Source organism: Pseudomonas protegens (assembly GCF_003363755.1).
Lineage (GTDB): Bacteria > Pseudomonadota > Gammaproteobacteria > Pseudomonadales > Pseudomonadaceae > Aquipseudomonas > Aquipseudomonas danubii.
The window spans coordinates 1,600,157-1,612,658 of the sequence record NZ_CP031396.1 but is presented as its reverse complement, the minus strand read 5'-3'; the positions used below and the strand labels follow the sequence as shown (position 1 = coordinate 1,612,658).

Sequence of the window (12,502 nt, the reverse complement as noted above, 5' to 3'; positions counted from 1 at the left end):
CTGAGGCAGTGGAGTTGCCCGTGATTGATATACAAGTGCGAGGCCTGCTACCTAGCCCGCCATTGCCAGCCGATTGCGTCCTTCCCGCTTGGCCACGTACAGCGCGCTATCGGCGCGGCGCAACAGGCTCTCTGCGGACTCACCCGGCAACAGGGTCGAACAGCCCAGGCTGACGGTCAGTTCGATCAGTTTGCCGTCAGCCTGGTATTCCTGGGCTTGGGCGGCATTTCTCAGCCGTTCGCCCACCATCGCCGCTGCGTCGCGCCCGGTGTTGGAGAGCAGGATCAGGAATTCTTCCCCGCCAAAGCGAAAGACCATGTCCACATTGCGCAGTTGCCCCTTGATCGAGGCGGCGACGGCCTTGAGCACTTCGTCGCCAGTGCTGTGGCCGTAGCTGTCGTTGATGCGCTTGAAGTGGTCGATGTCCAGCATCAGCAGTGACAGAGGGAGTGAGTGGCGGCGAGCCATCTCGATTTCCCGTTGCAGGGTTTGGTCCATGGCAATCCGGTTGCCGGTATCGGTCAACGGATCGCGCAGGGCGCTGCGGGTTGCGGCGCGATACAGCAAAGCGTTGCGCATCGGGTACAGCAGGGTTGAGAGCAACGACTCCAGGTAACCCTGTTCGGTCTCGCTGAAGCGTTGGCTGCGGCGGAACACCAGCTCGCCCATGGACTCGCCTTCGTGGCTCAGGTTGTAGCTGATGGAGTGGTGACCGCGCTGGCCGAACTCCAGGCGCAGGTCGCTGAGTGGGTGCTGGTAATGGAGGGCGTCTAGGGGGACCAGGCGTTGCACTTCGCGAAAGAACAGGCCGAGGATGCGTTGCGGCTCAAGGCTGGTTTGCAGTTGCAGTCCCAGTTGTTGGCGCAATTGTCCGAGGCTGACGGGCTGTTTGATCAGCGGTGTCTGTTGGCCAAAGCCCAGGCGTTGCAATTTGGCGCTATCGAAGTCAATTGCGTTGGTCTGGGTCGGTGTTTTCATTTGAGCTTGAGCCCCCTGAGCACTAATTACGGTGTTTCTGCCTGGGTGAGAGCGGCTCTGAGCTGCGCGTCATACTGTTCCTTCAGTCCCGTAGGACAATCGCGCACATTTTAGGCCGCTTCGCCTTTGGCTATAAAGCCCTCGGCACAAGCCGTTTCCCGCAGCGTCAATGCACCGTGGGTTGAGTGTTGTTAGAGCGAAACTCGTGCCATTCGGTTCATACGAATAAAACTTGTTTGAATTCAAATGGTTGGTGAGTGTGCGGGAGCACGACTTACCTTGGCTGACATTTGTTTGGCTTGAAACCCGTGGGGGATTGGGCTTGCCAAGGCGTCGCGACAGTATTCTGTCGCGACGAACGGAGAGGGTTACTGTGCGTTGAAAGCCTGGCCGTTGATTCCGGTGCTGTCCGGGCCCATCAGATACAGGTAGACCGGCATGATCTCTTCCGGTGTCGGGTTGTTGCTGGGGTTCTCGCCCGGATAAGCCTGGGCACGCATGCTGGTACGGGTGGCGCCCGGGTTGATGCTGTTGGCACGGACCGGCGCCACAGTGTCCAGCTCATCGGCCAGGGTCTGCATCAGACCCTCAGTGGCGAACTTGGACACGCCGTAGGCGCCCCAATAGGCCCGGCCCTTGCGGCCGACGCTGCTGGAGGTGAACACCACCGAAGCATCCTGGGACAGTTTGAGCAGGGGCAGCAGGGTGCTGGTCAGCATGAACATGGCGTTGACGTTGACTTGCATCACTCGCATGAAGTTTTCCCCCGACAGCTGCTCCAGCGGCGTGCGAGGGCCAATGATCGAGGCATTGTGCAGCAGGCCGTCGAGGTGGCCGAACTCGGTCTCGATCATCGCTGCCAGTTCGTCGTACTGGTGCGGCAGGGCGGTTTCCAGGTTGAACGGAATCACTACTGGCTGGGGGTGGCCAGCCGCTTCGATGGCGTCGTAGACCTCGGTCAGGTTGGCTTCGGTCTTGCCCAGCAAGAGTACAGTGGCGCCGTGGGCGGCAAAGGTCTTGGCGGCGGCGGCGCCGATGCCACGCCCGGCGCCGGTGACCAGAATGACCCGGTCCTTGAGCAGTTCAGGGCGAGCGGAATAATCAAACATAAAAGGCCTCAACAGAAATTCGATCGTCTCCGGCGCTTAGCCGGGAATTGCTGCCGCTTAGCAGCTGCACAATGCGTTATCCAGAACCTGGCGCAGCTCCAGCGGATGGTTGACCACCACGTCGGCACCCCAGTGCCGGGGATTATCGTCCGGATGGATGTAGCCATAGGTCACGGCGGCGGTCTTGGTGCCGGCGTCGCGGCCGGATTCGATATCCCGCAGATCGTCGCCGACGAACAGGACGCTGGAAGGGTCCAGGTCGAGCATCTTGCACGCCAGGATCAGCGGCTCCGGATCGGGCTTGCTGTTCTTGACGTGGTCGGGGCAGATCAGTAGCGCCGAGCGCTCGGCCAGCCCCAGTTGCTGCATGATCGGCTCGGCGAAGCGCAGTGGCTTGTTGGTGACCACGCCCCAGATCAGATTGGCTTTTTCGATATCGGCCAGTAGCTCCGCCATGCCGTCGAAGAGCTTGCTGTGCACGGCGCAATGCTTGAGGTAGCGCTCGAGGAATTCCAGACGTAACTCCTCGAATCCCGGGGATTCCGGGTCCATGGAAAACGTCACGGCTACCATGGCCTTGGCGCCGCCCGAAACTTCGTCGCGGATATGTTGGTCGGCAATCGGCGGCAGGCCGCGATCACGGCGCATACCCTGGCAGACTGCGATGAAGTCGGGCGCGGTGTCGAGCAGGGTGCCATCCATATCGAAAAGAACGGCTCTGATGGCCATGTCTCACTCCTCTCGCAGGGTCTGGATCATGTAGTTGACGTCAACGTCCGCTGCCAGTTTGTAGTGCTTGGTTAGGGGGTTGTAGGTCAGGCCGATGATGTCCTTGACGGTCAGGCCGGCGGAGCGGCTCCAGGCGCCGAGTTCCGAAGGACGGATGAACTTCTTGAAATCATGGGTGCCGCGAGGCAGCAGTTTCATGATGTATTCCGCACCGATGATGGCGAACAGGTAAGCCTTGGGGTTGCGGTTGATGGTGGAGAAGAATACTTGGCCGCCGGGCTTGACCATGCGGAAGCAGGCGCGAATCACCGATGAAGGGTCAGGGACGTGCTCAAGCATTTCCAGGCAGGTAACCACGTCGAACTGCTCAGGCATCTCCTCGGCCAGGGCTTCGGCGGTGATCTGCCGGTATTCGACATTGACGCCGGATTCCAGCTGGTGCAACTGGGCGACCGCCAGAGGTGCCTCACCCATGTCGATCCCGGTCACGGTGGCGCCGCGCTGAGCCATGGCCTCGCTGAGGATGCCGCCGCCACAGCCGACGTCGAGGACTTTCTTGCCGGCCAGGCCGACCCGTTCGTCGATCCAGTTGACCCGAAGCGGGTTGATGTCGTGCAGGGGCTTGAATTCGCTTTCGCGGTCCCACCAGCGATGGGCCAGGGCTTCGAATTTGGCGATTTCAGCGTGGTCGACGTTGCTCATGGGTGATACTCCAAAGCTAAGAAATTCTCTGTTGGGCCTCGAGCGTCCGCTCAAGGTCCGGGTTATTGGGCGTGGCCGCTGATGCGCTGGCCCCAGTTGCGGGCGGTGGCGCTCAGCTGTTGTTCGTCCTGGCGAGTCAGGCGCCGGTCATCCAGCAGTTGCTTGCCGGCGACCCACAGGTGTTTCACGCAGTCCCGGCCAGTGGCGTAGATCAGTTGCGACACGGGGTCGTAAATCGGTTGCTGGGCCAGACCGGACAGGTCGAAGGCCACCATGTCTGCGGCCTTGCCGATTTCCAGAGAGCCCACTTCGCTTTCCAGCCCCATGGCTCTGGCGCCATTAAGGGTGGCCATGCGCAGGGCGCGATGGGCATCCAGGGCGGTCGCCGAACCTGCCACGGCCTTGGCCAGTAGTGCGGCGGTACGAGTTTCCCCCAGCAGGTCCAGATCGTTGTTGCTGGCCGCGCCGTCGGTGCCCACCGCGACGTTGACCCCGGCCTGCCACAGGCGCTCTACCGGGCAAAAGCCGCTGGCCAGTTTCAAGTTGGATTCCGGGCAATGAATGACGCTGGTGTTGGTTTCTACCAGTAAAGCCAGGTCGTCATCGCTGATTTGGGTCATATGAACTGCCTGGAAGCGCGGCCCCAGGAGGCCCAATCGAGCCAGGCGCGCCAGTGGGCGCTCGCCACGCTGCTCCAGGGATTGCTGCACTTCGAACGCGGTTTCATGCACATGCATGTGGATCGAGGCGTCGAGTTCTTCGGCGATCACCCGGATCTTTTCCAGATTCTCATCGCCTACGGTATAGGGCGCATGGGGGCCGAAGGTGATCTTGATCCTTGGGTGGTGCTTGAGATCACCAAACAGTTCGACGCCCTGACGAATGGCTTCGTCGGCGTCGTGGGCTCCAGGAATGGGGAAGTCGAGGATCGGTATGGCGAGTTGGGCGCGTATGCCGCTGTTGTGAACGCGCTCGCTGGCAACCTTCGGAAAGAAGTACATGTCAGAGAAGCAGGTGATGCCGCCTTTGATCTGCTCGGCGATGGCCAGGTCGGTACCGTCACGGACGAAGGCTTCATCCACCCACTTGGCTTCGGCGGGCCAGATATGCTTTTCCAGCCAAGTCATCAGTGGCAAGTCGTCGGCCAGGCCGCGAAACAGCGTCATGGCTGCGTGCCCGTGGGCATTGACCAGTCCCGGGCTGAGCAGCATGCCGGGCAGTTCGCGAACTTCAGTGGCGCGAAGCTTCAATGCCTCGGCTCGCGGGCCGATGAACAGAATGCGCCCGTCGCGGATGCCCAGGCCGTGTTCCTTGAGGACGACGCCGGCTGGCTCCACTGGCACCAACCAGGTCGGTAACAGCAGCAGGTCGAGCGCAGTCTCACGGTTCGGCATCGAATATCGGTCCAGGGCTTCATATAAAGGATGGCGAAGTATACCCGAGCGTCTTGGCGGGGGGATCGCTATAATCCGCAGCTTTTGTTCATGAGTACGGGGTGAGGGATGCGCGATCGTCTGTTGGCTGCGGAGAAGGTCAAGGCCATTGATTGGCGGGATAACACTCTGTACCTGCTCGATCAGCGGAACCTGCCCTTCGAGGAGACCTGGGTTGCCTGCGACAGCGCGGCCAGGGTCGCCGAGGCGATTCGTTCAATGGTGGTGCGCGGCGCTCCAGCCATTGGCATCAGCGCAGCTTATGGTCTGGTCCTGGCGGCTCGTGCGCGCTTTGCCGTAGGCGGCGATTGGTTGGTCGCTCTGGAGGCGGATTTTGCCCTGTTGGCGGAGTCTCGCCCGACCGGTGGCAATCTGTTCTGGGCCTTGAATCGCATGCGCGAGCGTCTGGATCGGGTCAAGGATCAGGCTGAGCCGCTGGCGGCGCTGGAAGCCGAAGCCATGTCGATCCATGAGAGTGATCGTGAGGCCAACCTGACCATGGCTCAGCTGGGCGTGGATTTGATTCGTCGGCATCAGGGCAATCCCCAGGCCTTGTTGACTCATTGCAATACAGGCGCTCTTGCGACCGGTGGCTTCGGCACGGCTCTGGGGGTGATTCGTGCGGCTTGGCTGGAAGGCATGGTGGAGCGAGTTCATGTCGATGAAACCCGGCCCTGGCTCCAAGGGTCGCGCCTCACAGCCTGGGAGTTGGCCAGTGATGGCATTCCTGTGACCTTGAACGCCGACGCTGCCGCCGCCCACATCATGAAGACCAAAGGTGTGACCTGGGTCGTTGTCGGTGCTGACCGAATCGCCGCCAATGGCGATGTGGCGAACAAGATCGGCACCTATCAGCTGGCGGTCAATGCCATGCATCACGGCGTGCGCTTCATGGTGGTGGCCTCCAGTTCGACCATCGACATGAATCTGGCCAGTGGGGACGACATTCCCATCGAGGAGCGCGACGCCGCAGAGTTGCTGGAGCTCGCTGGCAAGCGGGTGGGGGCGGATGTGGAGGTCTTCAATCCGGTGTTCGATGTGACGCCCGCGGACCTGATCGACGCCATCGTCACCGAAAAGGGCGTCGTCGAACGTCCGGATGCAGCAAAGATGGCGCAATTGATGTGCCGTAAGCGCTTGCATTGATGTTCGGCCTCGAAGGTTGCTGTCTATGACTTCCGAGGTGGGCCGCCGAGTCGGAAAAAACACATAAATGTGTGCGAATTTGGCCTCTGAGCCTCTCTCGTCTCTTATCAGGCTGTCATCGGTCAACTAACTATGCTCCATGCGCGTCAGGGGGATAGGTGCGTGGCGGCGATTGTGATAACATCCGGCGGTTTCCAAGGCGGTCCGATGCGACTGCCTTCACTGCGCAAATCCATGGCATAACTTGTTGATTTGTCGTAAGTCGGTGCATGGCACTAGGCCTGCAGCGGCGAGCTTCGTTCGTCCCATATGGATGTGACGAAGTTTCACCAGAAAAAGGAATCAGGCTTCTCATGGGCGAACTGGCCAAAGAAATCCTCCCGGTCAATATCGAAGACGAGCTGAAACAGTCCTACCTCGACTACGCGATGAGCGTAATCGTCGGGCGGGCACTGCCTGATGCGCGCGATGGCTTGAAGCCCGTGCACCGGCGTGTGCTGTACGCGATGAGCGAGCTCGGTAACGACTGGAACAAGCCGTACAAGAAATCTGCCCGTGTTGTCGGTGACGTGATCGGTAAGTATCACCCGCACGGTGATACCGCGGTGTACGACACCATCGTTCGTATGGCCCAGCCATTCTCCCTGCGCTACCTGCTGGTAGACGGCCAGGGTAACTTCGGTTCGGTCGACGGCGACAACGCGGCGGCCATGCGATACACCGAAGTGCGCATGACCAAGCTGGCGCACGAGCTGCTGGCCGACCTGCACAAGGAAACCGTGGACTGGGTGCCGAACTACGACGGCACCGAGATGATCCCGGCGGTCATGCCGACCAAGATCCCCAACCTGCTGGTCAACGGTTCCAGCGGTATTGCCGTGGGCATGGCGACCAACATTCCGCCGCACAACCTCGGTGAAGTCATCGACGGTTGCCTGGCGCTGATCGACAATCCCGAGCTGACTGTCGACGAGCTGATGCAGTACATCCCCGGCCCGGACTTTCCGACCGCAGCGATCATCAACGGTCGCGAAGGCATCATCGAGGCCTATCGCACCGGCCGTGGCCGCATCTACATGCGTGCCCGCTCGATCATCGAAGACATCGACAAGGTGGGTGGCCGCCAGCAGATCGTCATCACCGAGCTGCCTTACCAGCTGAACAAGGCCCGCCTGATCGAGAAGATCGCCGAGCTGGTGAAAGAGAAGAAACTCGAAGGCATCACCGAACTGCGCGATGAGTCCGACAAGGACGGTATGCGCGTGGTGATCGAGCTGCGTCGCGGCGAAGTACCCGAGGTGATCCTCAACAACCTCTACGCCCAGACCCAGTTGCAAGCCGTGTTCGGCATCAACATCGTGGCGCTGATCGACGGTCGTCCGCGGATCCTCAACCTCAAGGACCTGCTGGAAGCCTTCGTTCGTCACCGTCGCGAAGTGGTGACCCGCCGCACCGTGTTCGAACTGCGCAAGGCGCGTGAGCGCGGTCACATCCTTGAAGGCCAGGCTGTTGCCCTGTCCAACATCGACCCGGTCATTGCCCTGATCAAGGCCTCGCCAACACCGTCGGAAGCCAAGGAAGCGCTGATCAGCACGCCATGGGAATCCAGCGCGGTGATGACCATGGTCGAGCGTGCCGGCGCGGACTCCTGCCGTCCGGAAAACCTCGATCCGCAATACGGTCTGCGCGATGGCAAGTACTTCCTGTCCCCGGAGCAGGCGCAAGCCATCCTGGAGCTGCGTCTGCACCGCCTGACCGGTCTTGAGCACGAAAAACTGCTGGCCGAGTATCAGGAGATCCTCAACCAGATCGGCGAGCTGATCCGCATCCTCAACAGCGCCACGCGCCTGATGGAAGTGATCCGCGAAGAGTTGGAAGTGATCCGTGCCGAATACGGCGATGTGCGTCGCACCGAGATCCTCGATGCACGTCTCGATCTGACCCTGGGCGACATGATTCCGGAAGAAGAGCGCGTGGTGACCATTTCCCACGGCGGCTATGCCAAGACCCAGCCCCTGGCTGCGTACCAGGCTCAGCGTCGTGGCGGTAAAGGTAAATCCGCTACTGGCGTCAAGGATGAGGACTACATTGCTCACCTGCTGGTAGCCAACAGTCACACCACGCTGCTGCTGTTCTCCAGCAAGGGCAAGGTGTACTGGCTCAAGACTTACGAAATTCCTGAAGCATCCCGCGCTGCTCGTGGCCGTCCGCTGGTGAACCTGCTGCCGCTGGACGATGGCGAGTACATCACCACCATGCTGCCGGTAGAGGAATACACCGAAGGTCACTACATCTTCATGGCCACCGCCAACGGCACCGTGAAGAAGACCCCGCTGGAATCCTTCAGCCGTCAGCGTAGCGTCGGTTTGATCGCCCTGGAGCTGGACGAAGGCGACGTGCTGATCAGCGCTGCGATTACCGATGGCGAGCGTGAAGTCATGCTGTTCTCCGATGGTGGCAAGGTGACTCGCTTCAAGGAGTCCGACGTGCGTGCCATGGGCCGTACCGCTCGTGGTGTACGCGGTATGCGTTTGGCCGAAGGCCAGAAGCTGATCTCCATGCTGATTCCGGAAGAGGGCAGCCAGATTCTCACCGCCTCCGAGCGTGGTTTCGGCAAGCGCACGGCCATCAGCGAGTTCCCAGAGTACAAGCGTGGCGGTCAGGGCGTTATCGCCATGGTCAGCAACGAGCGTAACGGCCGCCTGGTAGGCGCGGTCCAGGTGCTGGACGGAGAGGAGATCATGCTGATTTCCGATCAGGGCACCCTGGTTCGTACCCGTGTCGACGAAGTGTCGAGCCTGGGTCGTAACACTCAGGGCGTGACCCTGATCAAGCTGGCCAGCGATGAAACCCTGGTAGGCCTGGAGCGGGTGCAGGAGCCATCGGAGATCGAAGGCGAAGAGTACGAAGGTGAAGAGGGCGCTGAATTCGAGGGTTCCGTGCTGGATACGGTAGCCGAGCCGGATGATGCAACCGATGGCCAACAGGCAGACGCCGCAGGCGAAGAAGAGTCGAAAGACTAAATAAATCGTAGCAGGGCAGAGTGTTTGCTCTGTCCGCTACCGTGAATGCATAGCGAGAGTGGATGTGAGCAAACGAGCCTATAACTTCTGCGCAGGTCCCGCTGCGCTACCTGAAGCTGTCCTGTTGCGTGCCCAGGCCGAATTGCTGGATTGGCATGGCAAGGGCCTGTCGGTCATGGAGATGAGTCATCGCAGTGATGAATTCGTCTCCATTGCCACCAAGGCCGAGCAGGATCTGCGTGATCTGCTGAATATCCCCTCGAACTATAAAGTGCTGTTTCTGCAAGGCGGCGCCAGCCAGCAATTTGCCCAGATTCCACTGAACCTGCTGCCAGAAGGCGGCAAGGCTGACTACATCGACACCGGTATCTGGTCGCAGAAAGCCATCGAAGAGGCTTCCCGCTACGGTCAGGTCAATGTCGCGGCCACTGCCAAGCCTTATGACTACTTTGCAATTCCCGGCCAGAACGAATGGCAGCTGTCGAAGGACGCCGCCTATGTGCATTACGCGCCGAACGAAACCATTGGTGGCCTGGAGTTCAGCTGGATTCCAGAAACCGGCGATGTTCCCCTGGTGGCCGACATGTCTTCCGACATCCTCTCGCGCCCTGTGGATATCTCCCGTTTCGGCATGATCTACGCCGGCGCGCAGAAGAACATCGGTCCTAGCGGCATCCTGGTGAACATCATTCGCGAAGACCTGCTGGGGCGTGCCCGTTCCCTGTGCCCGACCATGCTCGACTACAAGGTCGCTGCGGATAACGGCTCGATGTACAACACGCCGCCGACCCTGGCCTGGTACTTGTCCGGCCTGGTGTTCGAATGGCTGAAGGAGCAGGGCGGGGTGGAAGCCATCGCCAAGCTCAACGAAGTCAAGCAGCGCACCCTGTATGGCTTCATCGATGCCAGCGGCCTGTACAGCAACCCGATCAACAAGTCCGACCGCTCGTGGATGAACGTGCCGTTCCGCCTGGCCGACGATCGCCTGGACAAGCCGTTCCTGGCTGGCGCCGAGGCTCGTGGCCTGCTCAACCTCAAGGGCCATCGCTCGGTGGGCGGCATGCGCGCCTCCATCTACAACGCCGTGGACATCAACGCAGTCAATGCGCTGGTAGCCTACATGGCGGAGTTCGAGAAGGAACACGGCTGATGTCTGAGCAAGAACTCAAGGCCCTGCGCCTGCGCATTGATGCTCTGGACGAGAAGGTCCTGGAGTTGATCAGTGAGCGTGCGCGCTGTGCCCAGGAAGTTGCCCGGGTGAAGATGGCTTCCCTGGCAGAAGGCGAAGTGCCTGTGTTCTATCGTCCCGAGCGCGAGGCTCAGGTGCTCAAGCGGGTGATGGAGCGCAACCAGGGGCCGCTGGGCAATGAAGAGATGGCGCGTTTGTTCCGCGAAATCATGTCTTCGTGCCTGGCGCTGGAGCAGCCGCTGAAGGTGGCTTATCTCGGTCCCGAAGGCACTTTCACCCAGGCTGCGGCCATGAAGCATTTCGGTCATGCAGTGATCAGCAAGCCGATGGCGGCGATCGACGAAGTGTTCCGCGAAGTGGCGGCCGGTGCGGTTAATTTCGGCGTGGTGCCGGTGGAAAACTCCACCGAGGGCGCGGTCAACCATACCCTCGACAGCTTCCTCGAACACGATATGGTGATCTGCGGCGAAGTCGAGCTGCGTATCCACCACCATCTGCTGGTAGGCGAGAACACCAAGACCGACAGCATCAGCCGTATCTATTCCCATGCCCAGTCCCTGGCCCAGTGCCGCAAGTGGCTGGACGCCCATTATCCGAATGTCGAGCGCGTGGCGGTGTCCAGCAACGCTGAGGCGGCCAAACGGGTCAAGGGCGAATGGAATTCGGCGGCTATCGCCGGCGATATGGCAGCGGGTCTGTATGGCCTGACGCGACTGGCAGAGAAAATCGAGGATCGTCCGGACAACTCCACGCGCTTCTTGATGATCGGTAATCAGGAAGTGCCGCCGACTGGCGACGACAAGACCTCGATCATTGTCTCCATGAGCAACAAGCCCGGTGCGTTGCACGAGCTGCTGGTGCCGTTCCACGACAACGGCATCGACCTGACGCGCATCGAGACCCGACCCTCGCGCAGCGGCAAATGGACCTATGTGTTCTTCATCGACTTCGTTGGCCACCACCGTGATCCGTTGATCAAGGATGTGCTGGAGAAGATCAGTCAGGAAGCAGTGGCACTCAAGGTGCTGGGTTCCTACCCGAAAGCGGTTCTCTGAGGCTTTAACAATGAGTGGCGACTTCCTCGCACTGGCACAACCAGGCGTGCAACAACTTTCGCCTTACGTTCCGGGCAAGCCCGTGGACGAATTGGCTCGTGAGCTGGACATCGATCCGGCCACTATCGTCAAGCTGGCGAGTAATGAAAACCCGCTGGGCGCCAGCCCCAAGGCGCTAGCAGCGATTCGTGACGAGCTGGCGGAGCTGACCCGTTACCCTGATGGCAACGGCTTTGCTCTCAAGTCCCTGTTGGCCGAGCGCTGTGGTGTGGAGATCCAGCAGGTAACCCTGGGTAACGGTTCCAACGACATTCTGGAGTTGGTGGCTCGCGCCTATCTGGCGCCAGGCCTGAATGCCGTGTTCAGTGAACACGCGTTTGCCGTCTACCCCATCGTGACCCAGGCAGTCGGTGCCCAGGCAAAAGTAATTCCCGCCAACAACTGGGGGCACGATTTGCCGGCCATGCTCCAGGCGATTGATGAGCAGACCCGTGTGGTGTTCATCGCTAATCCGAACAACCCGACAGGGACATGGTTCAGTGCCGAGGCGCTGGATGAGTTTCTTCAGGACGTGCCTGCCCATGTGCTGGTAGTGCTGGATGAGGCCTATATCGAGTATGCCGAAGGCAGTGACCTGCCTGACGGTCTGGACTTTCTGGCAGCCTACCCGAACCTGCTGGTGTCACGGACCTTTTCCAAGGCCTATGGTCTGGCGGCCTTGCGGGTTGGTTATGGTCTCTCGACCCCGGTGGTGGCGGATGTGCTGAATCGGGTGCGTCAGCCATTCAATGTCAACAGCCTGGCTTTGGCGGCGTCCTGTGCCGCCTTGCTGGACGAGGATTACCTGGCTGAGAGCCGTCGACTGAATGAGTCGGGCATGCAGCAGCTGGAGGCGGGTTTCCGCGATCTGGGGTTGAGCTGGATCCCTTCCAAGGGCAATTTCATCGCCGTGGATCTGGGGCGTGAAGCTGCGCCAGTGTTCCAGGGGTTGTTGCGTGAAGGTGTGATTGTGCGTCCGGTGGCTAACTACGGCATGCCGAACCATTTGCGCGTCACCATTGGCTTGCCTGCGGAAAATACTCGCTTCCTTGAGGCTTTGGCCAAGGTTCTGGCCCGTGGTTGATGTCATTCCAATGCA

The 12,502-nt window shown here is 60.4% G+C and carries 10 protein-coding genes; 5 read left to right on the top strand and 5 right to left on the bottom strand.

Annotated features, from left to right (window positions below; translation table 11 throughout):
• Positions 1–51 precede the first annotated feature (51 nt).
• From DWF74_RS06830 to DWF74_RS06810, 5 genes are all read right to left on the bottom strand, one after another.
• Positions 52–978 (bottom strand): GGDEF domain-containing protein, encoded by a 927-nt coding sequence (locus DWF74_RS06830; protein WP_102860843.1) that lies wholly within the window; start codon positions 976–978, stop codon positions 52–54.
• Positions 979–1,346: 368 nt separating this feature from the next.
• Positions 1,347–2,087 carry a YciK family oxidoreductase gene (locus tag DWF74_RS06825; protein ID WP_102880480.1) on the bottom strand — a complete coding sequence of 247 codons (741 nt, stop codon included), beginning with the start codon at positions 2,085–2,087 and terminating at the stop codon, positions 1,347–1,349.
• Positions 2,088–2,144: 57 nt separating this feature from the next.
• Complete coding sequence (mupP, locus tag DWF74_RS06820) at positions 2,145–2,816, bottom strand: N-acetylmuramic acid 6-phosphate phosphatase MupP (RefSeq protein WP_102860845.1); 672 nt, start codon at positions 2,814–2,816, stop codon at positions 2,145–2,147.
• 3 nt (positions 2,817–2,819) lie between these two features.
• Positions 2,820–3,518: a bifunctional 2-polyprenyl-6-hydroxyphenol methylase/3-demethylubiquinol 3-O-methyltransferase UbiG gene (ubiG, locus tag DWF74_RS06815; protein ID WP_016964097.1), complete on the bottom strand. Its 699-nt coding sequence runs from the start codon at positions 3,516–3,518 to the stop codon at positions 2,820–2,822.
• 62 nt (positions 3,519–3,580) lie between these two features.
• The gene (locus DWF74_RS06810) at positions 3,581–4,912 is read right to left on the bottom strand and encodes a TRZ/ATZ family hydrolase (protein WP_115580655.1); all 1,332 of its coding nucleotides are present in this window, start codon (positions 4,910–4,912) and stop codon (positions 3,581–3,583) included.
• 108 nt (positions 4,913–5,020) lie between these two features.
• Here DWF74_RS06810 and mtnA point away from each other — a divergent pair, with 108 nt between their 5' ends.
• The 5 genes from mtnA to hisC all read left to right on the top strand — a co-directional run bounded on the left by mtnA (position 5,021) and on the right by hisC (position 12,487).
• Positions 5,021–6,097, top strand: coding sequence for an S-methyl-5-thioribose-1-phosphate isomerase (gene mtnA / locus DWF74_RS06805; RefSeq protein WP_115580654.1), 1,077 nt, complete (start codon positions 5,021–5,023; stop codon positions 6,095–6,097).
• 353 nt (positions 6,098–6,450) lie between these two features.
• On the top strand, positions 6,451–9,120 hold the full coding sequence (gene gyrA, locus DWF74_RS06800) for a DNA gyrase subunit A (protein WP_115580653.1): 2,670 nt from the start codon (positions 6,451–6,453) through the stop codon (positions 9,118–9,120).
• A gap of 64 nt (positions 9,121–9,184) precedes the next feature.
• Complete coding sequence (serC, locus tag DWF74_RS06795; protein WP_102880987.1) at positions 9,185–10,270, top strand: 3-phosphoserine/phosphohydroxythreonine transaminase; 1,086 nt, start codon at positions 9,185–9,187, stop codon at positions 10,268–10,270.
• A complete protein-coding gene (pheA, locus tag DWF74_RS06790; RefSeq protein WP_016964092.1) occupies positions 10,270–11,364 on the top strand; it encodes a prephenate dehydratase in 1,095 nt (364 codons plus the stop codon). Before serC ends, pheA begins: the two co-directional genes overlap by 1 nt.
• Positions 11,365–11,374: 10 nt before the next feature.
• Complete coding sequence (gene hisC / locus DWF74_RS06785; RefSeq protein ID WP_102860849.1) at positions 11,375–12,487, top strand: histidinol-phosphate transaminase; 1,113 nt, start codon at positions 11,375–11,377, stop codon at positions 12,485–12,487.
• The last annotated feature ends 15 nt before the right edge of the window (positions 12,488–12,502 follow it).